The 26,020-nt window shown below is 72.6% G+C and carries 25 protein-coding genes; 24 read left to right on the plus strand and 1 reads right to left on the minus strand.

The window, feature by feature from the left end:
• Positions 1-4 precede the first annotated feature (4 nt).
• The 21 genes from KBX71_RS21545 to KBX71_RS21645 all read left to right on the plus strand — a co-directional run bounded on the left by KBX71_RS21545 (position 5) and on the right by KBX71_RS21645 (position 22,290).
• Positions 5-1,567 (plus strand): UDP-N-acetylmuramoyl-L-alanyl-D-glutamate--2,6-diaminopimelate ligase, encoded by a 1,563-nt coding sequence (locus KBX71_RS21545; protein WP_210819769.1) that lies wholly within the window; start codon positions 5-7, stop codon positions 1,565-1,567.
• Positions 1,564-2,961 (plus strand): UDP-N-acetylmuramoyl-tripeptide--D-alanyl-D-alanine ligase, encoded by a 1,398-nt coding sequence (gene murF / locus KBX71_RS21550; protein ID WP_210819770.1) that lies wholly within the window; start codon positions 1,564-1,566, stop codon positions 2,959-2,961. Before KBX71_RS21545 ends, murF begins: the two co-directional genes overlap by 4 nt.
• The gene (gene mraY / locus KBX71_RS21555; protein WP_124815347.1) at positions 2,958-4,082 is read left to right on the plus strand and encodes a phospho-N-acetylmuramoyl-pentapeptide-transferase; all 1,125 of its coding nucleotides are present in this window, start codon (positions 2,958-2,960) and stop codon (positions 4,080-4,082) included. Before murF ends, mraY begins: the two co-directional genes overlap by 4 nt.
• A gap of 374 nt (positions 4,083-4,456) precedes the next feature.
• The gene (locus tag KBX71_RS21560; protein ID WP_374102624.1) at positions 4,457-5,911 is read left to right on the plus strand and encodes an FtsW/RodA/SpoVE family cell cycle protein; all 1,455 of its coding nucleotides are present in this window, start codon (positions 4,457-4,459) and stop codon (positions 5,909-5,911) included.
• A complete protein-coding gene (gene murG / locus KBX71_RS21565) occupies positions 5,911-7,017 on the plus strand; it encodes an undecaprenyldiphospho-muramoylpentapeptide beta-N-acetylglucosaminyltransferase (protein WP_124821632.1) in 1,107 nt (368 codons plus the stop codon). The genes KBX71_RS21560 and murG overlap by 1 nt, the downstream gene beginning before the upstream one ends.
• Complete coding sequence (gene murC, locus KBX71_RS21570) at positions 7,014-8,579, plus strand: UDP-N-acetylmuramate--L-alanine ligase (RefSeq protein WP_210819771.1); 1,566 nt, start codon at positions 7,014-7,016, stop codon at positions 8,577-8,579. Before murG ends, murC begins: the two co-directional genes overlap by 4 nt.
• On the plus strand, positions 8,576-9,394 hold the full coding sequence (locus KBX71_RS21575; protein WP_210819772.1) for a cell division protein FtsQ/DivIB: 819 nt from the start codon (positions 8,576-8,578) through the stop codon (positions 9,392-9,394). The genes murC and KBX71_RS21575 overlap by 4 nt, the downstream gene beginning before the upstream one ends.
• A 244-nt stretch (positions 9,395-9,638) precedes the next feature.
• On the plus strand, positions 9,639-10,754 hold the full coding sequence (gene ftsZ, locus KBX71_RS21580) for a cell division protein FtsZ (protein ID WP_124820044.1): 1,116 nt from the start codon (positions 9,639-9,641) through the stop codon (positions 10,752-10,754).
• Positions 10,755-10,763: 9 nt separating this feature from the next.
• The gene (locus KBX71_RS21585; protein ID WP_210819773.1) at positions 10,764-11,507 is read left to right on the plus strand and encodes a YggS family pyridoxal phosphate-dependent enzyme; all 744 of its coding nucleotides are present in this window, start codon (positions 10,764-10,766) and stop codon (positions 11,505-11,507) included.
• Between the two features lie 192 nt (positions 11,508-11,699).
• A complete protein-coding gene (locus KBX71_RS21590; RefSeq protein ID WP_210819774.1) occupies positions 11,700-12,392 on the plus strand; it encodes a cell division protein SepF in 693 nt (230 codons plus the stop codon).
• 30 nt (positions 12,393-12,422) lie between these two features.
• Entirely contained in the window at positions 12,423-12,728 is a 306-nt protein-coding gene (locus tag KBX71_RS21595) for a YggT family protein (RefSeq protein ID WP_030334503.1), read from the plus strand.
• A gap of 44 nt (positions 12,729-12,772) precedes the next feature.
• Positions 12,773-13,582, plus strand: a complete 810-nt coding sequence (locus tag KBX71_RS21600; protein WP_210819775.1) for a DivIVA domain-containing protein — start codon at positions 12,773-12,775, stop codon at positions 13,580-13,582.
• A gap of 242 nt (positions 13,583-13,824) precedes the next feature.
• Complete coding sequence (locus KBX71_RS21605) at positions 13,825-14,430, plus strand: hypothetical protein (protein WP_247683886.1); 606 nt, start codon at positions 13,825-13,827, stop codon at positions 14,428-14,430.
• 10 nt (positions 14,431-14,440) lie between these two features.
• A complete protein-coding gene (locus KBX71_RS21610; protein ID WP_210819777.1) occupies positions 14,441-14,746 on the plus strand; it encodes a DUF167 domain-containing protein in 306 nt (101 codons plus the stop codon).
• 22 nt (positions 14,747-14,768) lie between these two features.
• Complete coding sequence (locus KBX71_RS21615; RefSeq protein ID WP_210819778.1) at positions 14,769-16,268, plus strand: potassium/proton antiporter; 1,500 nt, start codon at positions 14,769-14,771, stop codon at positions 16,266-16,268.
• 225 nt (positions 16,269-16,493) lie between these two features.
• Positions 16,494-16,913, plus strand: a complete 420-nt coding sequence (locus tag KBX71_RS21620; RefSeq protein ID WP_210819779.1) for a TraR/DksA C4-type zinc finger protein — start codon at positions 16,494-16,496, stop codon at positions 16,911-16,913.
• A gap of 64 nt (positions 16,914-16,977) precedes the next feature.
• Positions 16,978-17,592 (plus strand): signal peptidase II, encoded by a 615-nt coding sequence (gene lspA / locus KBX71_RS21625; RefSeq protein WP_210819780.1) that lies wholly within the window; start codon positions 16,978-16,980, stop codon positions 17,590-17,592.
• A complete protein-coding gene (locus KBX71_RS21630; RefSeq protein ID WP_210819781.1) occupies positions 17,589-18,533 on the plus strand; it encodes an RluA family pseudouridine synthase in 945 nt (314 codons plus the stop codon). Before lspA ends, KBX71_RS21630 begins: the two co-directional genes overlap by 4 nt.
• A gap of 42 nt (positions 18,534-18,575) precedes the next feature.
• Positions 18,576-19,607, plus strand: a complete 1,032-nt coding sequence (locus KBX71_RS21635; RefSeq protein ID WP_210819782.1) for a hypothetical protein — start codon at positions 18,576-18,578, stop codon at positions 19,605-19,607.
• Positions 19,608-19,681: 74 nt separating this feature from the next.
• Positions 19,682-21,403: an AAA family ATPase gene (locus KBX71_RS21640; protein WP_247683873.1), complete on the plus strand. Its 1,722-nt coding sequence runs from the start codon at positions 19,682-19,684 to the stop codon at positions 21,401-21,403.
• 56 nt (positions 21,404-21,459) lie between these two features.
• The gene (locus KBX71_RS21645; RefSeq protein WP_210819783.1) at positions 21,460-22,290 is read left to right on the plus strand and encodes a DUF2567 domain-containing protein; all 831 of its coding nucleotides are present in this window, start codon (positions 21,460-21,462) and stop codon (positions 22,288-22,290) included.
• Here the strand turns inward: KBX71_RS21645 and KBX71_RS21650 are convergent.
• Positions 22,205-22,909: an LON peptidase substrate-binding domain-containing protein gene (locus tag KBX71_RS21650; RefSeq protein WP_210819784.1), complete on the minus strand. Its 705-nt coding sequence runs from the start codon at positions 22,907-22,909 to the stop codon at positions 22,205-22,207. The genes KBX71_RS21645 and KBX71_RS21650 overlap by 86 nt on opposite strands.
• A gap of 106 nt (positions 22,910-23,015) precedes the next feature.
• On the opposite strand from KBX71_RS21650, the gene hisD reads away from it, so the two are divergent.
• Genes hisD through hisB form a run of 3 tightly spaced genes read left to right on the plus strand, consistent with a single transcriptional unit; the run spans position 23,016 to position 26,019 of the window.
• On the plus strand, positions 23,016-24,341 hold the full coding sequence (hisD, locus tag KBX71_RS21655; protein WP_210819785.1) for a histidinol dehydrogenase: 1,326 nt from the start codon (positions 23,016-23,018) through the stop codon (positions 24,339-24,341).
• Positions 24,338-25,411 (plus strand): histidinol-phosphate transaminase, encoded by a 1,074-nt coding sequence (locus KBX71_RS21660; RefSeq protein WP_210819786.1) that lies wholly within the window; start codon positions 24,338-24,340, stop codon positions 25,409-25,411. The genes hisD and KBX71_RS21660 overlap by 4 nt, the downstream gene beginning before the upstream one ends.
• Positions 25,408-26,019, plus strand: a complete 612-nt coding sequence (gene hisB / locus KBX71_RS21665) for an imidazoleglycerol-phosphate dehydratase HisB (RefSeq protein WP_030334475.1) — start codon at positions 25,408-25,410, stop codon at positions 26,017-26,019. Before KBX71_RS21660 ends, hisB begins: the two co-directional genes overlap by 4 nt.
• Position 26,020: the final 1 nt, after the last annotated feature.

Here is a 26,020-nt window from a genome sequence, read left to right on the forward strand (position 1 = left end):
GGCTGTGCGGCCGGAACCGGACGACCGGGTAGGGTCTGACGCCGTGCCCGGCAATCCACGTCCACGTACCGTGACCGGAGTCCGGCTCGGTGATCTCGCCGTCCGGCTCGCCGTCGACCTTCCGGCGGAGGCCGCCGCGGTGGTCGTCACCGGGGTCACCCATGCCAGCCAGGAGGTTCGCGCCGGCGACCTGTACGCGGCGCTGCCCGGCACCCGTCGGCACGGCGCGGAGTTCGCCGCCGGCGCCGCCGAGGCGGGTGCTGTGGCCCTGCTGACCGACGCGGCGGGTGCGGAGCTGGCGGCGGAGACCGGCCTGCCCGCCCTGGTGGTGCCCGACCCGCGCGCCGTGCTCGGCGAGTTGGCCTCGGCCGTCTACGGCGATCCGACCGCCGATCTCACAGTGATCGGGGTGACCGGCACCGCGGGCAAGACGTCCACCGCGTACCTGATCGAGTCGGGGTTGCGGGCGGCCGGACACACCACCGGACTGGTCGGGACGGTGGAGACCCGGCTCGGTGACCTGGTGATCGACAGTGTGCGCACCACCCCCGAGGCGACCGACCTGCACGCCATGCTGGCCACCGCCCGCGAGCGGGGGGTCACCGCAGTGGTCATGGAGGTCTCCAGCCACGCGCTGGCCATGGGTCGGGTGGGCGGTGTGCGGTTCGCCGTCGGGGGTTACACCAACTTCGGCTCCGACCACCTGGACTTCCACGCCGACAGCGACGACTACTTCGCCGCAAAGGCCCAGCTCTTCGACGGGCGCTGCGGGGTCGAGGTGCTCAACCACGACGACCCGGCGTTGAAGCCGCTGCTCAAGCCAACCACCGTCACCTACTCGGCGGCCGGCGACCAGGGCGCGACCTGGTGGGCCGACGGTGTGGGCGGCGAGGGGTACGCGCAGCGGTTCACCGCGCACGGCCCGGACGGCGTGGCAGTGTCCGCCGGCGTCGCGCTGCCGGGCCGGCACAACGTGGCCAACGCGCTGCTGGCCATCGCCGCACTTGTCGGTGCCGGGGTGAATCCGGTGACCGCGGCGACCGGTGTGGCCGCCTGCGGGGGCGTCCCGGGCCGGCTGGAGCTGGTCGACGTGGCCGCGCCGGTGCGCGGGGTGGTCGACTACGCCCACAAGTCTGACGCGATAGTGGCCGCGCTGGCCGCGCTGCGAGAGTTCAGCGCCGGCCGACTGATCTGTGTGATCGGCGCCGGCGGGGACCGGGACCGGGGCAAGCGGCCGGTGATGGGCGCCGCCGCGGCGGAGGGAGCCGACGTGGTGCTGGTGACCGACGACAATCCGCGTACCGAGGACCCGGCGGAGATCCGCGCCGAGGTGCTCGCCGGGGCGTACCGGGCCGCCACGGCCGCGCGGATCATCGAGGTGGCGGGCCGCCGCGCCGCGATCGACGAGGCGGTTCGGCTGGCCGAGCCGGGCGACGTGATCGCGCTGCTCGGCAAGGGGCACGAGCGCGGCCAGGAGGTGGCGGGCGAGGTGCTCCCGTTCGACGACAGTGTCGAGTTGGCCGAGGCGCTGCGGGCCCGCTTCGGGGACCTGGCGGGTCAGCGGTGATCACGCTGAGCCTGGCCGAGGTGGCCGCGGCGGTCGACGGACGGCTGGTGGCCGCCGACCCGGCCGCCACCGTCACCGGTTCGGTGGAGTTCGACTCGCGCAAGGTGGGGCCCGGTTCGCTCTTCGTGGCCTTCCCGGGGGAGAAGGTCGACGGGCACGACTACGCGGCGACGGCGATCAAGGCCGGCGCGGTGGCGGTGCTCGGCAGCCGAGAGGTGCCCGGCGTGCCGATGGTGCTTGTCGACGACGCCCTGACCGCGATGGGCCGACTGGCCCGCGCGGCGGTGGACCGGCTGACCGGGCTGACCGTGATCGGCGTGACCGGCTCGTCCGGCAAGACCACCACGAAGGACCTGATCGGTCAGCTGACCGCCCGGCTCGGGGCCACTGTGGCACCGCCCGGCTCGTTCAACAACGAGCTGGGGCACCCGTACACCGCCCTGCGGGCCGACCCGGACACCCGCTACCTGGTGATGGAGAAGGGCGCTCGCGGGGTCGGGCACGTGCGTTACCTGTGCGAGCTGGTGCCACCCCGGATCTCCGTGGTGCTCAACGTCGGCACCTCGCACATCGGCGAGTTCGGCTCGCAGGAGGCCATCGCGCAGGCCAAGGGGGAGCTGGTCGAGGCGCTGCCGCCGGACGGGCTGGCCGTGCTGAACGCCGACGACCCCCGGGTGGACGCGATGGCGGGCCGCACGCGGGCCCGGGTGGTCCGCTACGGCGAGGCGCCCGACGCCGACGTGCGCGCCGAGGACGTCACGCTCGACGAGCGAGGGCACGCGTCGTACACCCTGGTCACCCCGGAGGGGCGCGCGCCGGTGCGGCTCCGGCTGGCCGGCCGCCACCAGGTCGGGAACACGCTCGCGGCGGCGGCGGTCGCCCGGGAACTGGGCATGCCGCAGGCCGAGCTGGCCACGGCGCTCGGCGAGCTGGGGCTGGTCTCGACCCGACGGATGGACGTCTTCGACCGCCCCGACGGGGTGACAGTGATCGACGACTCGTACAACGCCAACCCGGCCTCGATGGCGGTCGCGGTGCGGGCGCTCGCCAGCATGGGCCAGGGGCGGCGTACCGTCGCGGTGCTTGGTTACATGGCCGAGCTTGGCCCGTTCGAGTACGACGGCCACGCAGAGGTCGGCCAACTCGCGGCCGAGCTGGGTGTCGACCGGCTGCTCGTGGTGGGTGAGCCGGCTGCGCCGATCCACGAAGGCGCGTCAGCTGTAGCAAACTGGGGAGGAGAGTCGGTGCTGCTCACCGATCAGGCGGCGGCCGTCGAGGTGCTGCGGAGCGAGCTACGACCGGGTGATGTCGTCCTGGTCAAGGGTTCCCGGTACCGGACCTGGGAGGTGGCCGACGCCCTGCGCGCCGACGCCGGTGGGGAGTCGACCCGATGAGGGCTGTCATCGTTGCCGTCGGGGTGGCCTTCCTCGTCTCGCTGTTCGGCACCCCGATCGCGATCAAGTTGTTCACCCGGCTCAAGGCCGGTCAGCCGATCCGTTCCGACGGCCCCGCGATGCACCAGGGCAAGAAGGGCACGCCCACGATGGGTGGCGTGGTCTTCATCCTGGCCACGGTGATCGCGTACGTGGCCGGGCACCTCGCCCTGACCAGCCTGCCGGACCAGCAGATCGCCCAGGTGGAGCCGACCATCACCGCGCTGGTGCTGCTGGGGCTGATGGTCTTCTCCGGCGCTGTGGGTTTCCTCGACGACTTCCTCAAGGTGCGCAAGCGCAACAGCGCCGGGCTGAACAAGCGTGGCAAGTTGCTCGGCCAGATCCTGGTCGGTGCGGTCTTCGGGGTGATCGCGCTGTGGTTCCCGAGCACGATGACAAACGGTTCGGGCCTGGCTACCAACACCGAGACGGTGGGCAGCACCACGCTGAGCTTCATCCGGGACATCGACTTCCTGGAGGTCAGCAAGGTCGGCGCGGTGATCATCTTCATCTTCGTGGTGATGGCCGCGACGAACGGCGTCAACCTCACCGACGGCCTGGACGGTCTGGCCACCGGCGCGTCGGTGATGGTGCTCGCCGCGTACGCGTTGATCGCGTTCTGGCAGTACCGGCACTGGTGCGCCGACCCGAACTACACCCAGCCGTACTGCTACGAGGTCCGCGACCCGTTGGAGATCGCGCTGATCGCCGGGGCGGCGGCCGGGGCCTGTGTGGGCTTCCTGTGGTGGAACACCTCGCCGGCGCGGATCTTCATGGGTGACACCGGGGCGCTGGGGCTGGGCGGTCTGATCGCCGGCATGGCGATGTCCACCCGCACCATCCTGCTGCTGCCGATCATCGGCGGGCTCTTCGTGATCATCACGATGTCCGTGGTGATCCAGATCATCTCCTTCAAGACCACAGGCAAACGGGTGTTCCGAATGTCTCCGCTCCAGCACCACTTCGAGTTGGCCGGCTGGAGCGAGGTCAACATCGTGGTGCGTTTCTGGATCATCGCCGGCATCGGCGTGGCCATCGCCCTGGGCCTGTTCTACAGCGAGTTCCTCGCCAACATGACCTGATCCGCGGGCCCGCGCCCCGCGCCCCACCCCCTCATCCGTCGATCTTGCACTTTCGGATGGCGGAACGTCCTTTTATGGATGTTTTGCCGGCGCAGAAAGTGCAAGATCGGCGCGGGAGGGTGGCGTGGGGGCGAGTTCGACACGCCCGGTGGGGCGTTGTGGGGCGGTGGGGCGTGTTCAGCGGTGATGATGTCGGGGTGGGGGAGGACATCGGCACTGAGGGCAGGGCAGGCGGGCGGGCGCGGCGGTCGCCGGGCGCGTCGGGGCGTACACCGCTGGCCGCCGGGGCGCGCGGCCCGGAGCCCGGCGCGGCGGCCCGCGAATCCGGGCCGGGGGCGCGGGAGTCCGGGCCGGCGGGACGCGAGCCGGAGGCCGTGGCGGCACCGGTGCCGCGCGGTATCGACGCGGCCGGCGGGCTCGCCGCGTTGCGCGGCCTGCTGGACCGGCCGCTGACCTCGTACTACCTGCTGCTGTCCTGCGCCGGCCTGCTGTTGCTGATCGGGCTGACCATGGTCTTCTCGGCGACCAGCGTGAAGGACTACGCCGAGGACGGCAACGCCTCGGCGTCGGTGACCAAGCAGGCCATCTTCGCGATGATCGGCATCGGCGCGTTCTGGGTCTGCCAGCGCCTGCCGGCCAGCACCTACCGGTCGCTGGGCCGGCCGTTGCTGTTCACCTCGATCGGGTTGCTGCTCCTGCTCAACCTGCTGCTCGCGTACGCCCGGCTGACCCACCAGAAATCAGGGCAGATCGGCCCGATCGAGGCGCGGCTGAACTGGCTGTTCGTCGGCGGCATCCAGCTACAGCCCTCCGAGCTGGCCAAGTTCGCGCTCGTGCTCTGGGGTGCGCATCTGATCGCCCGCAAGGGTGCCGCGCTGGGCTGGTGGCGCGAGCTGGCCACCCCACTCTTCCCGGTGATGGGGCTGCTCTTCGTCCTGGTCGGCTACAACGACACGGGCACGATGCTCTGTCTGCTGGCCCTGGTCGTGGGTCTGCTCTGGGCCGCCGGCGTGCGGATGCGGGTCTTCGGCGCCCTGGCGGCGGCCGGTCTGGTCGGGATCGGCCTGCTCGTCGCGGTGGCCTCGCTGGGTGCCGGCTCCGGCGAGAGCGGCGAGGACAACTACCGCTTCGCCCGGCTGGCCATGTTCTTCAACCCGCCGGACCCGGAGACCTGCAAGCTCGGCGACTGTCTCCAGTTCTACCAGGGACGGCTGGCCATCGAGCACGGTGGCTGGTTCGGTGTCGGGCTCGGCAAGGGCAGCCTGAAGTGGGACTGGCTGCCCGAGGCGCACAACGACTTCATCTTCGCGATCATCGCCGAGGAGTTGGGCGTGATCGGGTGCGTCGTGGTGCTCAGCCTGTTCGCTGTCATCGCGTACACCGGGTTCCGGATCGCCCGGCGGGTCGACGACCCGTTCCGCCGGCTCGCCGCCACGGCCGTGACCACCTGGCTGGTCAGCCAGGCCGTGATCAACATCGGTGGGGTGGTCGGGCTGCTGCCGATCACCGGTCTGCCGCTGCCGTTCATCTCCGACGGCGGAAGTGCGCTGGTGGTGACGTTGGCCGGCATCGGCATGCTGGCGTCCTTCGCGCGCGCCGAACCCGATGCGGCCAGAGCACTGCATGCCCGTCCGCCGGCCCGGTGGGTCCGACTACTCTGGGCCCCGTTGCCGCCGCTTCCCGGCCGGCGTCGCCGACCGGCGACGCCGCCCGCTGGCCGAGGGTCCGTGCCCCGGTCCCGCGAGCGGCACCACGACGATCAGGCCGCACCGCGCGGGGTCCGACAGGACCGCAGCCGCAAGGGTACGGCGAGCGAGAGGAGACGCTGATGGGTCCGCTGCGTTCGGTGGTGCTCGCGGGAGGTGGCACCGGGGGGCACGTCTACCCGCTGCTCGCCTTCGCCGACTGCCTGCGCCGACACGACCCGGGCGTCCGGATCACCTGCCTCGGCACACCCCGGGGCATGGAGAACGACCTGATCCCGCCGCAGGGCTACGACCTGCGGCAGATCCCGGCGTACCAGCTGCCCCGCTCGGTCAACATGAACCTGGTCCGCACCCCGGGCCGGATGTGGACCGCGGCGCGCGCGGCGGGCAAGGTGATCGACGAGGTGCGCGCCGACGTGGTCGTCGGCTTCGGCGGGTACGTCTCGGTGCCGGCCTACCTGGCCGCGTGGCGTCGTGAGCTGCCCATGGTGATCCACGAGGTGAACGTGCCGCCGGGCGTGGCCAACAAGCTGGGCATGAAGTTCACCAAGAACGTGGCCGTCGGCTTCCCGAACCAGCCGAGCCAGGCCGAGTCACTGCGGGACGCCACAGTCGTCGGTGTGCCGCTGCGCCGCAGCATCGCCGGTCTGGACCGGTACGCGCTGCGTAACGCCGCCCGCGCCCACTTCGGGCTCCGCCCGGACCTGCCGGTGCTCTTCGTGTCCGGCGGCTCGTCCGGCGCCCGCTCGATCAACCTGGCGGTCTCCGGGGCGGCCAAGGAGTTGGCCCGCAACGGCGTGCAGGTGCTGCACGTGATGGGCGCCCGCAACGAGCCGGTGCCGATCCCCACCGACCTGCCGGTGCCGTACGTGACGCTGCCGTACCTGTCCGAGATGGAGCTGGGCTACGCCGCCGCCGACCTGATGCTGGCCCGGGGCGGGGCGATGACCGTCGCCGAGGTGGCCGCGATCGGGCTGCCCACGATCTACGTGCCGTACCCGCACAGCAACCAGGAGCAGCGGCGCAACGCGCTGCCCGTGGTGGAGGCCGGCGGTGGGCTGCTTGTCGACGACGGGGAGCTCACCCCGGACTGGCTGGAGCGGACCGTCATCCCCCTCATCCGGGACCCGCAGCGGCTCTACAACATGGGTGCCGCCGCCGCGTCGTACGGCCGGCGCGACGGCGACGAGGCGCTGCGTTCCTTCGTGCTGGCGGCGGTGGCCCGATGACCGCGCAGTTCACGCCGGCCGGCACGCTCACCGCCGAGGACCTGGGCGCCGTCCACCTGATCGGAGTGGGTGGGGTGGGCATGCTCGGCGTGGCCCGGCTGCTGCTCACCCGCGGCATCCGGGTCTCCGGCAGCGACCTGCGGGAGTGGCCTTCGCTGGCGGGCCTGCGGGCGCTCGGCGGCACCATCCACCTCAGCCACGAGGTGACCAACCTCGACGGTGTGGACACCGTCGTCTACTCGTCGGCAATCCCACAGGACCACCTGGAGCTGGTCGAGGCGCGTCGGCGCGGCCTGCGCGTGCTGCACCGCTCGGAGGCGCTCGCCGCGGCGATGACCGGCCGTCGGGCGGTGGCGGTCGCCGGCACGCACGGCAAGACCACCACCACCTCGATGGTGACGATGGTGCTCCAGCAGGCAGGTGTGGACCCGTCGTTCGTGATCGGCGGGGAGATCTCCGAGGTCGGCTCGGGCGCCCACCACGGCACCGGTGAGCACTTCGTGGTCGAGGCGGACGAGAGCGACCGCTCGTTCCTCATCTACCGCCCGTACGTCTCGATCATCACGAACGTCGAGGCGGACCACCTGAACACCTACGGCGACTACGCGACGCTGGAGGCGGCGTTCGTGGAGTTCGCCGGCCTCACCGACCCGGACGGGTTCATCATCACCTGCGCCGACGACCCGGGCGGTCGGCGGCTGGCCGAGAGCCTGCGGTCCGAGGGACGACGGGTGTACACCTACGGCGAGGCGGCCGACGCCGACCTGCGGTTGACCGAGATGGTCTCCTCCGCACGTGGGGTGCGCTACCTGGCCGCGATCGACGGCCGGTCGCTTGGCGAGTTCCGGCTGCCGGTGCCGGGGCGGCACATGGGGCTGAACAGCGCCGCCGCGGTGCTGGCCGCGTACCTGCTGGAGCTGCCGCTGGAGGCGGCGGAGGCCGCGCTGGCGGTCTTCCCCGGCGTGCGACGGCGCTTCGAGCGCAAGGGTGTCGCGGACGGTGTTCTTGTCTACGACGAGTACGCCTACCACCCGACCTCGATGACGTTGGCGAACCAGACGTTGCGCGAGGTCGCCGGGGACGGCCGGCTGATCGTCGTCTTCCAGCCGTACCGGCTGTACCGCACCCGCGACAACCAGGCGGCGATCGCCGAGGCGCTGGCCATCGCCGACGAGGTGGTGTTGTTGGAGGTGTTCGGGCCGGGTGAGTTGCGTCAGCCCGGCGAGGGCTCGGCCGCGCTGATCGCGGCGGTGGATCTGCCCGCCGACCGCAAGGTCTTCGTGGAGTCGTGGGAGCAGGCCCCGGTCGAGGTGGCCCGTCGGGCCCGCCCGGGAGACGTGGTGGTCACCATGGGCGCCCCGCCGATCTCGCTGATGGGCGACGAGCTGCTGGCCGCCCTGGGTGAGCGTACGGCCGGCTCGGCGCCGACCGCGACCGTCGACCCGGTCGCCACCACCCCGGCGATCGGTGATCCGGTGCCGGGTGGGACCACGTCCGGTGGCGACGGCGCGGCTCTCGGTGGCACCGCCGTGCCCGGCGGCTCGGCGCCCGCGGCCGGATGAGTCCCGGCCCGGCCCGAGGGCGGACCAGCGCCGCCGACGGCGGCGCCCCGCGCCGAGGTCCGGCCCGGCGGTGGCAGCTGGTCCGGGCGGGCCGCGACGCGGTACCGCCCTCGACCCGCCGGTTCATGGCCCGTGCCCGGCAGCGTCGCATGCGTGCGGCGCTGCCGTGGGCGGTGGCCGCCGGGGTGCTCGCCCTGGCCGGGCTGGTCGCCTGGACGGTGCTCGGCACCGGCCTGTTCGGCGTGCGCGAGGTACGGGTGGAGGGCGCCGACCTGGTCACTCCGGTGCAGGTGCACGACGCGGTAGGCGTTCCGGACGGGGTGCCGCTGGCCCGGGTGGACCTGGCCGCCGCCGCCCGGCGGGTCGGCGCGCTGCCAGCGGTCGAGCGGGCCACGGTCTCGCGGGACTGGCCCGGCGCGTTGGTGGTGCGGGTGACCGAGCGGACCGCGGTGGCGCTGGTGCCGCAGGGCGAGGCGTTCGCCCTGATCGACCGGAGCGGGGTGGCGTTCCGGACGGTGGAGCGACGCCCCACGGGGCTGCCGCAGGTGACGGTGGCCCGTCCGGCCGCCGACGACCCGGGCACCCGGGCCGCGCTGGAGGTGCTCGTCGCGCTGACGCCGCAGCTGCGCGCGGAGCTGGTGGACGTGAACGTGGAGGGGCTGGCCCGGATCAGCCTGCGGTTGCGGGGGGACCGGACGGTGGTCTGGGGCGACGCGACCCGGGGCACGGACAAGGCCCGGGTGGCCACCGCGCTGCTCGGCGAGGACACCGACCGGATCGACGTGAGCGCGCCGGATGTCGTGACCTTTCGTTGATCGGTGAGCGTGCGGGACGTGACAGGTCACGCTCCGCTCGGCGACACGCCGTCCGGGTCCTTGGCTCATCGGGCGGTGGCGCTTACGTTGCCCCGAAGAGCTTCAGTGGTTGACATAACTGTAAGCCTCTAGTAGAGGGTTAGGGTTCACCCCTGATCCTCGTTGGTGACAGCTGTCGTCGGCCGCTGGTCTGGCCACGCCGTACCCGGTCGGCCGAAGCCAATCTCGAAGGAAAGGACCGGAGATGACACCTCCGCACAACTACCTGGCGGTCATCAAGGTCGTCGGCATCGGGGGTGGCGGCGTCAACGCCGTCAACCGGATGATCGAGGTTGGGCTCAAGGGCGTCGAGTTCATCGCGATCAACACCGATGCCCAGGCGCTGCTGATGAGCGACGCCGACGTCAAGCTCGACGTCGGCCGGGAGCTGACCCGTGGCCTGGGGGCCGGGGCCAACCCGGACGTCGGGAAGAACGCCGCCGAGGACCACCGCGACGAGATCGAAGAGGTGCTCAAGGGCGCCGACATGGTCTTCGTGACCTGTGGTGAGGGCGGCGGCACCGGCACCGGTGGCGCGCCCGTGGTGGCCAACATCGCCCGCAAGCTCGGCGCACTGACCATCGGTGTGGTGACCCGGCCGTTCTCCTTCGAGGGCAAGCGCCGTCAGGTGCAGGCCGAGACGGGGATCGACGAGCTCCGCAACCAGTGCGACACGCTCATCGTCATCCCGAACGACCGGCTGCTGGCCCTGGGTGACCGCAACATCAGCATGATGGACGCGTTCCGCACGGCCGACCAGGTGCTGCTCTCGGGTGTGCAGGGCATCACCGACCTGATCACCACCCCGGGTCTGATCAACCTGGACTTCGCCGACGTCAAGAGCGTGATGAGCGGCGCCGGCAGCGCGTTGATGGGCATCGGCAGCGCCCGCGGCGAGAACCGCGCGGTCGAGGCGGCCGAGGCGGCCATCTCCAGCCCACTGCTGGAGCAGAGCATGGACGGCGCGCGGGGTGTGCTGCTCTCCATCGCCGGTGGCTCTGACCTGGGTCTGTTCGAGATCAACGACGCCGCCCAGCTGGTCACCGACGCGGCCCACCCGGACGCCAACATCATCTTCGGCGCGGTCATCGACGACGCGCTCGGTGACGAGGTGCGGGTGACGGTCATCGCGGCCGGCTTCGACGGCGGCACGCCCGCGTACAAGGCGGCCGAGCCGACCCGCAAGTCCAACACCAACCAGCCGGCACCGCAGAGCACTCCGGCGCCGGCGCCGGCCACCAACCCCACTCCGGCGCAGTCACCGCGTCGCGTGCTCTTCGACGACGTGGACGTTCCCGACTTTCTCAAGAACGGGTCCTGAGCACCGCCGATGACCGACAGCTCAGCGACGGTACGACCGGATCGGCACGCCGAACTCGCGGCCGGTCTGGCACAGGTTCGGTCCCGGGTCGATGATGCCTGCGCGCAGGCCGGCCGGGACCGCGCCGACGTCACGATGATCGCGGTGACGAAGACCTACCCGGCCAGCGACGTGCTGGCGCTGGCCGGGCTCGGGGTGACCGACATGGGGGAGAACCGCGACCAGGAGGCAGCCGGCAAGGCCGCCGAGGTGGCCGCTGCCGGGGTGCGTCCCCGCTGGCACTTCATCGGCCAGTTGCAGCGCAACAAGGCACGCTCGGTGGTCCGTTACGCCGACGTGGTGCACTCCGTCGACAGTGTCCGGCTGGCCCGGGCGTTGGCCACCGCGACCGCCGACCGGCAGGCGCCGCTCGACGCCCTGATCCAGGTGAGCATCGACGGCGACGCGGCCCGGGGCGGAGCACTGCCCGACTCGGCGGATCCGGGCGCGGGGTTGGAGCCGGTGGCCGAGGCTGTCGCCGACGCGTCAGGGCTGCGTCTGGTGGGTCTGATGGCGGTCGCTCCGCTGGGGTGGGAGCCGGAGCGGGCGTTCGCCCGGCTCGCGGAGGTTGCCGACGCGTTTCGGGCAGTCCATCCGGGAGCCACCGCGCTCTCCGCCGGTATGAGCGGAGATTTCGAAATCGCGATCCGTTACGGCGCGACACATGTCCGCGTCGGTAGCGCGTTGCTCGGAATGCGTCCCACGCTGCGGTAGCCTGACCGCGAGACATGCAAATTACATCAGTGTTGTTTCAGGGGCGGGCGTCTCCTAGTCGGGGGTCGTGGCGCGCGACGCGAATCGCGCGCCGAGGGGATTGCCGTTCCGGTCCGATGGGCATGGTTGTCCACTCGCGACGGGCGACATGGCACGGGGGCGCGTGCCGCACGGCGGACGGAAGGGCGCGGGATGGGTGCACTGCGCAAGGCGGGGGTCTGGCTCGGTCTGGTCGAAGAAGACGACGAGCGGGCCTACGACGACGGTGGCTACGAAAAGGGTGGCTACCGCGACTCGCGTTACCGGCAGAGCCGGTACGCCGAGGAGTTCGCCGACGACGACGAGGACGACACCGAGGAGCCACCGGCTCCCCGGCCGCGCGACAGCGGGCGGGGTCGACTCTCCGAGCGGCCGAGCGGGCGGTTGAGCGAGTCCGAGCGCGGTGACGGTGAGCGTCCGGAGCGGGCCGAGCGGTCCAGCGTACGGTCGATCACCAGGTCCTCGGCGGGTGAGACCTCCGGCGCGCTGACCTACCACACGCGGGACAACCTGGCCCTCGCGCCGCAGGTCACGTCGCGTGAGCGGGCACTGCCCGAGGAGGAGCAGCGTTACCAGATCACCACGCTGCACCCCACCACCTACCGGGAGGCGCGCACCATCGGTGAGCACTTCCGCGACGGGGTCCCGGTGATCATCAATCTCACCGAGATGGATGAGGCCGATGCCCGCCGTCTGGTGGACTTCGCCGCCGGACTGGCGTTCGGCCTGCGCGGTACGATCGAGCGCGTGACCAATCGGGTGTTCCTGCTCTCACCGGCTAACGTCCAGGTCACCGCTGAGGACAAAGCCAAGATCGCTGAGGGCGGCTTTTTCAGTCTGAGTTGACCCCGCCCGACCCGAGGGACGTCGCTGACCGTGTTGTCGATCTTACTGCAAGTGCTGTACCTGATCCTTTATGTCTTCCTGCTCCTTCTTCTGTCCCGGTTCGTGTTGAGCGCCGTTCTGCAGTACGGCCGTCGCTGGCAACCGGGGCGTGGAGCATCGGCAGGATTGGAATCCGTGTGGAGCGTCACTGATCCCCCTCTCAACGCGTTGAGGCGTGTGATCCCTCCGCTGCGAATTGGTACCGTGAGCATCGACCTGGCCTCCCTTGTGCTCCTGGTTATCCTGTTCGTGCTGATGGAGTTCGTGTTAGGGCCGTCGATCAGGGCATCTGCCTGATGACCGACGCGCTTTCGCGGCCGCAACTGACCCGAGGAGTTTCGATGCCGCTGACCCCGGCCGACGTCCACAACGTCGCCTTCAAAAAGCCGCCGATCGGCAAGCGGGGGTATGACGAGGAGGAGGTCGACGCCTTCCTGGATGAGGTCGAGCGCGAGCTCGCCCGTCTCATCGAGGAAAACAACGAGCTGCGCGCCCAGGTGGAGCGCGGCGGCCGCGGCGGTGCCCCTGCGGGCCCCGGCGGCGACGCCCGTATGGCGGCGGAGCTCAACGACGTCAAGGCCCAACTGGACCGCGTGCAGCGCGACAAGTCGGCGGCCGAGCAGGCTGCCCGCGCGATGCAGGCCGAGCTGGAGCAGGTCCGCGCGACCGGCGGCCCGGCCGGCGGCGTCACCGGTGACGGTGAGCAGCAGGCCCTGCGCGTGCTGATGATGGCCCAGCGCACCGCCGACGACCACGTGTCCGACGCTCGCCGCGAGGCCGACCAGCTGCTGTCCGAGGCTCGCAGCAAGGCCGAGGAGGTGACCCGGGAGGCGCGCGCGAAGGCTGACGCCCTCGAGCGGGACGCCCGCCAGCGGCACCAGGAGGCCATGGGCGGCCTGGACGCCAAGCGCACGGCGCTGCAGAAGCACATCGAGGAGCTCAAGCAGTTCGAGCGCGAGTACCGCACCCGGCTCAAGGCGTACCTGGAGAGCCAGCTGCGTGACCTCGACGGTCGTGGCCAGGGCCTCGAGGCCGAGATGACCCGCTCCGAAGCCGGCCGGGTCGCTGGCGGCAACGGGCTGGCCGCAGCGGGCCTCGCTGGTTCATACGGCGGCGGCGGGCGCTCCGGCGCCCTCGAAGCCGGACGCTGAGCACCGGCCGGCGATCGCTGTCCGCCAATGGTGACGGTCGCCGGCCCTGCCTGGACGGTTCGACGCGGCGGGGGTGAGCCGTGATAGTGGCAAGTCTCCTGCTCATCCTCGTCGCGGTGGTGCTGCTGGTGCTCGGCCTGGCCGGTGGCTCCAGCTTCTTGTTGGTCATCTCCATCGCGGCCAGTCTGCTGGCCGCCGTGGCGTTGGTGGTGGGCGCCCGCCAGGCAGCCGCCAACCGCGCCATGGCGGATCCCGGCCGGCCCGACCGGCGACACCCCGACGCACCCCGCACGGCCAGCCAGGCCACGCCGGGTGCCGCGTACGGGCCGCCACTGGTCGAGCCGGAGGTGCCGGTCCAGCACGTGCCCACGACGTTTGGTACCGGCGGCACCGGGTGGCGGCAACCACCCGTGCCGCCGGACGACCATGCGCCGCCTGTCGACTCGCGCGACGATGACGCGTCGCCGCGCGTCGACGAGGCGTCGCCGTACGACCAGGGGACGGCGTTCGCGACTGCGGCGGACGAGGCGCCCTCGCGGGCCAGGCCGGTCAGCCCAGCGTCGCCGGTCGCGGCGTCGACCGACGACGTGTTCGACCCTGCGGTCTCGGCGGTCGACGAGCCGGCCGTCCAGCAGATCACGGCCGCCGAGGCGGCCCGGGTGGCGCGACTGCTCGACGCCGTCGAGGTCGTCGACGGCCGCCCCCGCTACCACCTCGAGAGCTGTCCCCACCTGGTTGGCTGGCAGCCCGAGACGCTGCCGGTCGCCGAGGCCGTGGAGCTCGGCTTCACTCCGTGCGCGCACTGCGCGCCGGCGACCGCTCTCCTCGCCGACGCCCGGCCGATCTGAAGCGGCGCCGGTGCCCGCACAGGACACGCTCACCGTGGCGGTACGGGTGAAGCCCGGCGCCTCCCGGGGCCGGGTTGGTGGCCGCTTCGACGGCCCGCACGGGCCCGCCCTCGTGATCGCGGTCCACGAGCCGGCCGTCGACGGTCGCGCCACCGAGGCGGCCCGCCGGGCGCTGGCCGGCGCGTTGGGCGTCCGACCGGCCGCGGTGTCACTGCGTACCGGCGCGGCCAGCCGGGACAAGCTCTTCCTCGTCGATCGGCCCAGCCCGGAGATGCCCGGGGTGCTGCGCCGCCTGCGCGACGGATCCGCCGAGTGAGGACAGCCCAGGCAAGGCAGCCGTGACGCCCGGGTTGGACATCGCGCTGCTGCTCGGTGCGGCCGTGCTGCTGGTCGCCGTCGGCGCGGTGCGGCTCTCCACCCGGCTCGGCGTGCCCAGCCTCCTGGTCTACCTGGCGTTGGGCGTGGCGATCGGCGAGGGCGGGTTGGGCATCCGTTTCGACGATGTCGAGCTGACCCGGACCCTCGGCTTCTGCGCGTTGATCGTGATCATCGCGGAGGGCGGCCTCACCGCCCGGTGGAGCACGCTGCGCCCGGTGCTCGGGTTGGCCTCCGCGCTCTCCACGGTCGGCGTGATCGTCAGCATCGTGGTGGTCGGCGTCGCCGTGCACCTGCTGCTGGGGCTGGACTGGCGGTTGGCGCTGCTCTACGGCGCGGTGCTCTCGTCCACTGACGCGGCGGCCGTCTTCGCCACCCTGCGCCGGCTGCGGTTGCCGCCCCGGCTGGTGGCGACACTGGAGGCCGAGTCGGGGATGAACGACGCCCCGGTGGTGCTGCTGGTGGTGCTGCTGTCGCACCAGGGCTTTGCGCACCCATGGTGGTACGAGGTCGCACTGGTCTTCTACGAACTGGGCGTCGGTGCGGCGGTGGGCGTGGCCGCGGGCGTTGCCGGCACCTGGGCGCTGCGCCGGGCGGCGTTGCCCTCGGCCGGGCTCTACCCGATCGCGGCGGTGGGCATCACAGTGCTGGCGTACGCCGCCGGGGCGGTTCTGCACGCTTCGGGGTTCCTCGCCGTCTACGTGGCCGGGGTGCTGCTGGGCAATGCCCGGCTGTCGCACCGGCAGGCGATTCTCGGCTTCGCGGACGGGCTGGCCTGGCTCGCCCAGATCGGGTTGTTCGTCCTGCTCGGGTTGTTGGTCTCGCCGGGCCGGCTGGACGCGGCGGTGCTGCCCGCGGTGGTCGCCGGGCTGGCTCTGGTGCTGCTGGCCCGGCCGCTGTCGGTGGCCGTCACGGCGTTGCCGTTCCGGGTCGGCCTTCGAGAACAGGCGTTCCTGTCCTGGGCCGGGTTGCGCGGGGCGGTGCCGATCGTGCTGGCCACCATTCCGCTCTCCGAGCGGGTGCCCGGCGCGGAGCGGCTCTTCGACGTGGTCTTCGTGCTGGTGGTGATCTTCACGTTGGTGCAGACCGGGACGCTGGGGCCGTTCGCCCGCCGGTTGCGGGTGACCGCGCCGGCCGAGGCCGCCGAGATCCACGTGGAGACCGCGCCGCTGGAGCGGATGCGGGCGGATCTGCTCCAGGTGGAGGTGCCGCCGGGTTCGCGACTGGCGGGTGTGCACGTGGACGAGCTACGGCTCCCGTTGGGCGCGTCGGTGACCCTGGTGCTGCGCGACGGCGTGGGCTTCGTGCCCGCACCGGACACCCGGTTGAAGACCGGCGACAGTCTGCTGATCGTGGCGACCGCCGGGGTACGGGACGCTGCGGAACGGCGGTTGCGGGCGGTCAGTCGGCGGGGTCGTCTGGCCCGATGGTTTGGTGAGTACGGGGATGAGGCGGTCGATTGATCTGCTAGCGTTCCCTTTGCCCCAGTTAGGCAGGGCTAGGGGCTGTTAGACGGTGCGACGGTGCGGCACGTTGTCGGACGCCTGTACGTTCCGTATTCTTGCCAACCTCCGGAGTGCGCGGCCATCGTCGCCGCGCGCCCCTTTTCGTACATAGGGGACGCCTGGTTGGCGCCCCCTGACCCAGGCGCCGCGGACCGCGCGGTTCCCCGGCCGAGGGAGCGACCCATGGCGAAGCCATCCGACACCAGGACCGCCGGGCGCAAGCCGGTGGCCAAGGCCACCCGCAGCACGGCGGAGACCGAGAAGATCCGGGCGGCGCTGGCGGCGCGTCGGGACGAGCTTCGTGCCGAGTACGATCAGACGCTGAGTGAGATCACCGAGCTGCAGCGCGATCGGCTGACCGACTCGGCCGGGGACGACCAGGCCGACACGGGCACCAAGACGCTCGAGCGGGAGCAGGAGATCTCTCTCGCCAACAGCATTCTGGAACGGATCACGCAGGTGGAGCGCGCTCTGGAGCGCCTCGACGAGGGTGGTTACGGCTGGTGCGAGCGGTGCGGCAACCCGATCCCGGTCGAGCGCCTCGCCGCCTTCCCGTCGGCCACCCAGTGTGTGACGTGCAAGCAGCTGGAGGAGCGGCGCTGAGGTCCGTTCCCCGGCGGCGATGAGACGGTGAGCGATCACCGCCAAGACTGTCGATGGGGAGCGCATGACCGCAGTACCGTCCGCCGAACCCGGCCGCACCGACCCGGGTGGCGGCACACGCCGGCCCCGGGCCGTCGCGATTCTCGCCGGAGTCGCCCTGGTGGCCCTGCTGGCCGACCTGGTCACCAAGCACCTCGCGCTGGCCGCGCTGTCCGACCGGGAGCCGGTCCGGCTGCTCGGCGGGTTCGTCTACCTGAGCCTGACCCGCAACAGCGGCGCGGCCTGGAGCATCGGCGCGGACCACACCTGGGTCTTCCCGCTGATCACCATCGGGGTGGTCGGCTGGATCGTCTGGATGGCACTGCGGCTGCGTTCGCTGCCCTGGGCGGTCTCCCTCGGCCTGGTGCTCGGCGGCGCGTTGGGCAACCTCGTCGACCGGATCTTCCGGGCGCCGTCCCCCTTCCACGGGCACGTGGTCGACATGATCAGCCTCTTCGACCCGTACGGCCAGGTGTGGCCGGTGTTCAACCTGGCCGACAGTTCACTGGTCTGCGGCGTGCTGCTGGCCGTCCTGTTGGAGCTGACCGGCCGCCAGCGTGACGGCCGGCGGGCGGGGCGCGACGGCGACCCGGCCACGACGGACGCCAAGCCGGGCGCCGAGCAGAGGGAGCGGGCATGACCTCCGCGTTCGCCGCTGGCGGCGACCAGCGTTCCCTTCCGGTTCCGGACGGCCTCGACGGCATGCGCCTCGACCAGGCGGTCTCCCGCCTGTTCGGGCTCTCCCGCACCGCCGCCGCAGCCCTTGTCGACGCCGGAGACGCGCTTGTCGACGGCTCCGCCCGACCCAACTCGCACAAGGTCAAGGCCGGCTCCTGGCTGGACGTCACGCTGCCCGCCCCGGTCGCACCGCCGACAGTGGTGCCGCAGGCGGTGCCCGGCCTGCGGGTGGTCTACGCCGACGACGACATCGTCGTGGTCGACAAGCCGGTGGGGGTGGCCGCGCACCCCAGCCCCGGGTGGACCGGGCCGACGGTGATCGGCGCGCTCGCCGCGATCGGGCACCGCATCTCCACGAGCGGCGCCGCCGAGCGGCAGGGCGTGGTGCACCGGCTCGACGTGGGCACCACCGGGATCATGGTGGTGGCCAAGAGCGAGCAGGCGTACACGGCGTTGAAGCGGGCCTTCAAGTACCGCGAGGTCGACAAGGGCTACCACGCGGTGGTGCAGGGTCACCTGGACCCGCTGCGCGGCACCGTCGACGCGCCGATCGACAGGCACCCCACCCACGACTACCGGTGGGCGGTCGTCTCCGGCGGCAAGCCGAGCATCACCCACTACGACACCCTTGAGGCGTTCCCGGCGGCGAGCCTGGTCGACGTCCGGCTGGAGACCGGCCGGACCCACCAGATCCGGGTGCACTTCTCCACCCTGCGGCACCCCTGTGTGGGTGACCTCACCTACGGCGCCGATCCCACCCTCTCGGCCCGTCTCGGCCTGGCCCGACAGTGGCTGCACGCCCGCGAACTGAGCTTCTTGCACCCCCGAACGGGGGACGAGGTCCGGTTCGTCAGCGACTACCCTGACGATCTGGACCGTGCGCTCCAGATCCTGCGTGACTGAGCGGCGACCACCCGACACCGTTCCACAGAGGGGATCCCGCCCGTGCGCGCCGGCAACCTGCTGCGGCAGCTGGACCAGCGGCTGCTGCCGCCGCTGACCCGGGCGGTGACCCGGCTGGGTGACCGGTCGGCGCGGTCCGGCGTGCTCAGCTGGGCGGCCGTGCTCTCCGCGGCGGCGGTGCTGGGCACCGCGGTCTGGGCCGTCGACGACACTCCGGTCGGCGACCGGACGGTCGGCGAGGTGACCCGGGTCGGCGTTGCCGACGGCGACTCCGTCCCCGGCTACCTGCGGTCGGCCGCGGCCGACCTGGCCGCGCTGCCCGCGTCCGCCACGGCCGCCGAGGGCGGGACGTACGCGCTGGTCACGCTTGAGGCGTACCTGCCGCCGCAGCGGCTGGCGACGGTGCTCGGCGACGTCGGGGTCTCGACCGTCTTCGGGCGGGTTCCGCTGCCCGGCCGACAGACCGAGATCGTCAAGATCCCCGCGCTGCGGGTGCCCGACGACGTGGTCGCCGGGATGGAACAGGTGGCGGCCCGCAAGGAGACCGAGGCCGCCGACTACCGGGCCAGGGCCGCCGCGGTTGACGGCGACGGGGCGGGCGAGCAGGAGCTGCGGGAGCAGTACGCCAGCGGCGCCGAGGTGGCCGCCGCCGAGGCCGCCGCGTACCGCACCGGCTGCGCCTGCGTCTACGCGGCGGTGGTACGCGCGACCCCGGTGGCACTGCGCGGCGTCGCGGCCCGGCCGGATGTGCGGGCGGTCGACCCCGCCCCCGAGGTGTACCGGCTGGACCGCACGGTCTTCACGCCACCCCTGCCCGAACAGCGCGACGTGGTGCGCCCGCCGGCCGACACCGGGCCGAGCGCCGCACCTGCCGAGTCCGAGCGGCCGGCGCCGGTGATCAGCGCACCGGCGCCCTCCGCTTCCGTGGGCGAATCGTCGGAACCCGCACCAGTCGTGACGATTCCGTCACCCGAACCGTCGAAGCCGGTGCCCACCGAGTCGGCGCCGCCGAGCGTCACCACCTCGCCGAACGCCACCGTCGCCGAGCCGTCGCCGTCAGCGTCGCCGTCGTGATCTGCGCCGGCTGGTGTGCGCTCTGAGGTGTGGTCCGAATAGGGTTGGGTTCGTAGCCTGTCAGACGGAGATCGATGGCGCTGGGAGGGCGGGCCGTGGAGGGCAGTGAGACCGGCTGGGGCCGGCCGGCCGAACCAGCGCCGCGGTGGCGCGCGTTGTTGGACCGTGCCCGGCTGGGCGGTCGCGGCGCGGAGCAGACCGAGCCGGAGCGGCACGGCGACGAGCCGCCGCCGGACCCTCTGCCACGGCGTGCGGCCCCCAACGGCTACGCCGGGCGGGCGCCCGCCATCGGGCATCCGGCCGACCTGTCGTACGGCGCGGAGCCCGGTTACCGGGCCGAGGCGACCTACCGCGTCGACCCCGCGTACCGGGCTGAGCCCGCGTACCGGGCCGAGCCGGACTATCGGGCCGAGCCGGACTATCGGGCCGAGCCGGACTATCGGGCCGAGCCGGCGTACCGGACCGAGCCGAGTTACCGGGCCGAGCCGGACTATCGATCGGAGCCGGCGTACCGGACCGAGCAGCCGGACTACCGCGCCGAGCCCGGCTACCGGGCCGAGCCGGAATACCGGGGCGAGCCCGGCTACCGCGCCGAGCCGGACTACCGCGCCACGCCCGGCTACCGGGCCGAGCCGGACTACCGGGCCGAGCCGACGTACCGGGCCGAGCCCGAGCCGCCGCCCCGCGGCCCCGACCCGGTCCCGTCGCGCTACGCCTTGCTGGACAACGGCTACCGACCCGGCGACCCACCGGTGGAGTCGCGGTACGCCCTGCTGGAGACCGGCTACCAGCCGGAGAGCGGCTACCCCGCGGTCGCGTCACCGCCCCCGCCGGTCGCACCGCCGCCGGCTATCCCGCCGGTCGCCCCGCCACCCGCGCCACCGGTCGCCCCGCCGGTTCCGCCGCCACCCGCCCCGACGGTCGGTTCGGCGGTCGCCGAGCGTGCCTACCCGACCCGGATCGAGTGGCGCCCACCGGCCGTCGACCAGGAGCAGGAGCGCGCCAACGGGGTGCTCCAACGGGACCTGGGCACGCCCCGGGTGTTCGCCTTCGCCAACCCCAAGGGCGGGGTGCACAAGACGACCGCCACCGTGCTCGCCGCGGCGACGGTCGGCAGCGTCCGCGGCAAGGGCGTGCTGGCCTGGGACGACAACGAGCTGCGCGGCACCCTCGGCCTGCGCGCCGGCAGCGCCCGGCACGCCCGGACGATCCGGCACCTGATCAGCGACCTGGCCCAGATCGAGATCCTGGAGGGCGCGACCCTGCTGGACCGGCTGGACGACTACCTGCGGCACGCCTCCGACGGCTCGTACGACGTGCTGGCCGGCGAGGAGAGCCCGCGGTTCGCCCAGCGACTGGACCAGTTCACCGTCCGACGTGTGCTGGAGTTGCTGCGGCGCACCCACGACGTGGTCTGTGTGGACACCGGCAACAACGTGGAGAGCCCCAACTGGCGCACGGTGATGCAGGCCGCCGACCAGTTGGTGGTGACCACCGTGCCCCGGGAGGACGCGGCGTTCAGCGCGGACTGGATGCTCGACCTGCTGCACGAGGAGGGCATGGGGGAGTTGGCGGACAACGCGATCACCCTCATCTCCTGCCCGACCCCGGGTCGCTCGACGCTCCAGGACGACCTGGAGCGGCACTTCGCCACCCGTACCCGTGGTGTGGCAGTCGTGCCGTACGACCCGGCTCTGGAGACCGGGTCGTCGATCGAGTACCACCAACTCCAGCCGGAGACCCGGCAGGCGTGGCTGCGGGCCGCGGCGATGATGGTGGAGCCGTTCGCCCGGTGAGCTGGTCTGCCGCCACCGGAGCCCCAGGCTCGCACCGGGCCTGAGAGGATCATCGGGTGAGCCCGGACAACCCCGGCCCTGAGCGGCCCGTCGACGAGCCCGACCAACCCACGCCACCCCGCACGCCGGACGCGAAACCGCTGGAGGCCGACCCGTCGGCCGAGGCGGCGTCGGGCGGGTTCGGCCCGGGTCGGTTGCCGGCCTCGGCGGCGTACCAGAGCTCGCTGGAGCTTCGGTTCGACGAGCCGCGCCGTCCGCTGCGTGCCGTGGCGACGGTGCTGGGCGCCGTGCTCGCGTTGGCCGCGCTGGGTGTCCCGCTCGGGCTGCTCTGGGCCGCGCTCGCGCCGGACACTCCGGTGCTCAAGACCGCCGAGGGGGCCATCTACGCCGAGCCGCAGCCGGAGCAGCCGATCGCCGCCGACGGCTGGTTCAGCCTGCTCGGGCTGGCCTTCGGGCTGATCGTGGCGCTCGCCCTGTGGTTCGTCCTGCGTCGGCGGCGCGGCCCGGTCGGGCTGCTCGCCGCGGTGCTCGGCACGCTGGCCGCCGCGCCGGTGGCCTGGCAGGTGGGGCGGCGGATCGGCCTGGCCACCTTCGACCGGTTGCTGGCCACCGCCCCGGCCGGGCAGGCCTTCAGCAAACCCGCCGACCTGCGCGCCGGTGGGGTGGACTGGCTGCTCGGCGTGCTGCCGGTGCCGCACGGCAACCTGCTGCTGCCGGCGTTCGGGGCCGCGGTCATGTACACCCTGCTGGCCGGCTGGTCGCGGTGGCCGGGGCTACGCCCGGAGCCCGAGCCGGGGGAGTTCAGTTGGGTGTCGGCGGGGACGCCAGCTCCGACAGCGGCACCGGAACCGCCCGCACCTGACGCAGCAGAGCCGCCTCGCGGTTGAGCAACCGCAGCTCTGCGCGGAGCCGGGAGGCGGTGTCGTCGATCGCCAGCAGCCGTTGCCGGTCGTCGACGGTGAGCGCCGCGGTGGCCGCAACCAGGTGCGAGAGCACCGTCGGGTCCTCCGGCAGCTGCTCGGAGATCTCCTCCGGGTCGGAACGGATCAGGCCGAGGTACTGCCGGAACACCGCGATCACCCGGGCGGCCAGCAGATCGGCCACCTCGTCCGGGCCGCCCGGGTCGGGCAGCCACTCGACGTCGGCGGTCAGGTAGGGCTCGGCGCTGTCGTCGACCTCGGCGATCCGGAAACGACGGCGGCCGACAGTGACGATGTCGAAACCACCATCGGCCAGCTCCGTCACCTGGCGCAGCTCGGCGGTGCAGCCCACCTCGTGCAGGGTGACCTCGCCGGCGCTCGGCGTCGCCCGGCCGCCGGGACCGGCGGGCGCGACCTCCCAGCCGGCCTGGATGGCCACCACGCCGAACTCACGCGGGGCACCCTCGGGCAGGTCGACAAGGTGTCGGACCAGCGCCCGGTAGCGCTCCTCGAAGATGTGCAGCGGCAGCACCAACCCGGGGAAGAGCACCGTTGCGAGCGGGAACACCGGCAGCCGTGCGGTCACATGGTCGAGCCTAACCAATCTCGCCCCCGGGGGCGTGGCCCGGCTCACCGTCCCGGCGGGCGGGCGGCTCGGGTGGCCGTCGGGCCGGCCGCCTAGACTCGCAAGGGTGCTGAATCGGATCGACCTGCGCGACGGTCTCGGTGACCCTCGCCGCCTGCTGCCCCGTGCCCAGCTCGACGTGTCCGTCGCCGTCGAGCGGATCCGGCCCCTGGTGGAGGCGGTCCGCGAGCATGGGTACCCGGCGATCCGGGAGGCAAGCGAACGGTTCGACGGCGTCTCCCCGGAGGTGCTGCGGGTGCCGGTCGAGGCGATCACCGAGGCGGAGGGGGTGCTCGACCCGGCGGTGCGTGCCGCGCTGCTGGAGTCCATCGCCCGGGCCCGTCGGGTGCACGCCGACCAGCGGCGCACCGACCACACCACCCAGGTGGTGCCCGGCGGCACGGTCACCGAGCGGTGGCTGCCGGTCGACCGTGTCGGCCTCTACGTGCCCGGTGGCCTGGCGATGTACCCGTCGACAGTGGTGATGAACGTGGTGCCCGCCCAGGCGGCCGGGGTGCGCTCGCTGGTGGTGGTCAGCCCCCCGCAGAAGGACAACGACGGCCTGCCCGACCCCCGGGTGCTCGCCGCGTGCGCGCTGCTCGGTGTGGACGAGGTGTACGCCGTGGGCGGGGCCCAGGCGGTGGCGATGCTGGCGTACGGCGCGGCGGTGGACCCGGCGGGTGAGCTGCGGTGCGACCCCGTCGACCTGATCACCGGCCCCGGCAACATCTGGGTGACCGCCGCCAAGCGGCTGCTGCGGGGCGTGGTCGGCATCGACGCCGAGGCCGGGCCGACCGAGATCGCCATCCTGGCCGACGACACCGCGGACCCGGCGCACGTGGCCGCCGACCTGATCAGTCAGGCCGAGCACGACCCGCTCGCCGCGAGCGTGCTGGTCACCCCGTCGGTGGCGTTGGTCGAGGCGGTCGAGGCGGAGTTGGCCCGGCAGGTGCCGGCGACCAAGCACACCGAGCGGGTCACCACGGCGCTGACCGGTGAGCAGAGCGGCGTGGTGCTTGTCGACGACCTTGAGGCGGGGCTGCGGGTGGTCGACGCGTACGCGGCCGAGCACCTGGAGATCCAGACGGTCGACGCCCGGGAGTGGGCGCTGCGGGTCCGCAACGCCGGGGCGATCTTCGTGGGTGCCTGGTCGCCGGTGTCGCTCGGCGACTACTGCGCCGGGTCCAACCACGTGCTGCCCACCGGCGGCTGTTCCCGGCACTCCTCCGGCCTGTCCGTGCAGTCCTTCCTGCGCGGCGTGCACCTGATCGAATACACCGAGGCGGCGCTGCGCGACGTGGCCCCGCACGTGGTCACCCTGGCCAACGTGGAGGACCTGCCCGCGCACGGCCAGGCGGTCCAGGCCCGTTTCCCCGGAGGAGGCCCGGCGTGACCAGCCTGGATGATCTGCCGATCCGTGCCGACCTGCGGGGGCTGTCGCCGTACGGTGCGCCGCAACTGGACGTGCCGGTGCGGCTCAACACCAACGAGAACTCCCACCCGGTGCCGGAGCCGGTGGTCGAGGCGATCGGCAAGGCGCTCGCGGCCGAGCTGCGCGAGTTGAACCGCTACCCGGACCGGGACGCGGCGGCGCTCCGCGCCGACCTGGCCGACTATCTCGGGCACGGGCTCACCGTCGAGCACGTGTGGGCGGCCAACGGCTCCAACGAGATCCAGCAGCAACTGCTGCAGGCGTTCGGCGGGCCGGGGCGCAGCGCGCTCGGTTTCGTTCCGGCGTACTCGATGCACCCGCTGCTGGCCCTCGGCACCAGCACCCGGTGGGTGCCCGCCGAGCGCGGCGTGGACTTCGGGCTGACCGCCGAGGAGGCTGTCGCCCAGGTCCGCGAGCACCAGCCGGACGTGGTCTTCCTCTGCTCGCCGAACAACCCCACCGGCACGGCACTGGACCCGGCGGTGATCGCCGCGGTGCTCGACGTCGCGCCCGGCATGGTGGTCGTCGACGAGGCGTACGCCGAGTTCGCCCGGCCCGGGACGGTCAGCGCCCTCGCGGTGTTGCCCGGCCACCCACGGCTGGTGGTCACCCGGACGATGAGCAAGGCGTTCGGCTTCGCCGGCGGCCGGCTGGGTTACCTGGCCGCCGACCCGGCGGTGGTGCGGGCGGTGCAGCTGGTCCGTTTGCCGTACCATCTCTCCGCGCTCACCCAGGCCGCCGCACGCGCGGCGGTGGCCCACCGCGATGCCCTTCTCGGTACGGTGAGCGCGATCATGGCGCAGCGGGACCGGATCGTGGCGACGCTGCGCGAGCGGGGGTTGCGGGTCGCCGACAGCGACGCCAACTTCGTGCTCTTCGAGGTGGGCGGCGACCAGACCGTCGTCTGGAACGCCCTGCTGGCGCAGGGGGTGCTGGTCCGTGACGTCGGCCTGCCCGGCTGGCTGCGGGTGACAGCTGGCACCGCCGCCGAGACCGACGCCTTCCTTTCTGCAATGGAGACCTCGCAATGAGTCGGACCGCCCGGGTGGAGCGGATCACCAAGGAGACCAAGGTCCTCGTCGAGATCGATCTCGACGGCACCGGCGCCGCCGAGATCAGCACCGGCGTCGGCTTCTACGACCACATGCTGCACCAGATCGCCCGGCACGGCGGCTTCGACCTGACCGTGCGCACCGTGGGTGACCTGGAGATCGACGCGCACCACACGATCGAGGACACCGCGCTCGCCCTGGGCGCGGCGTTCGACCAGGCGCTTGGCGACAAGGCCGGCATCCGGCGGTACGGCTCGGCGACCGTGCCGATGGACGAGGTGCTGGTCCGGGCGGCGGTGGACCTCTCCGGTCGGCCGTACGTGGTGCACGACGAGCCGGTGCTCGCCCCCTACATCGGGCCGGTGTACGCGACAAGCATGACCCGGCACATCTGGGAGTCCTTCGGCCAGGCGGCCCGGGTCACGCTGCACGTCGACGTGCTGCGGGCGGCTCGGCCGGGCGGTCACCCGGACGCGCACCACGTGGTGGAGGCGCAGTTCAAGGCGGTCTCCCGCGCGTTGCGCGAGGCCACCTCGATCGATCCGCGTTCGGCCGGGGCGATCCCGAGCACGAAGGGCGCTCTCTAAT

Origin of the sequence: Micromonospora sp. D93 (assembly GCF_018070365.1) — a bacterium.
GTDB lineage: Bacteria > Actinomycetota > Actinomycetes > Mycobacteriales > Micromonosporaceae > Micromonospora > Micromonospora ureilytica.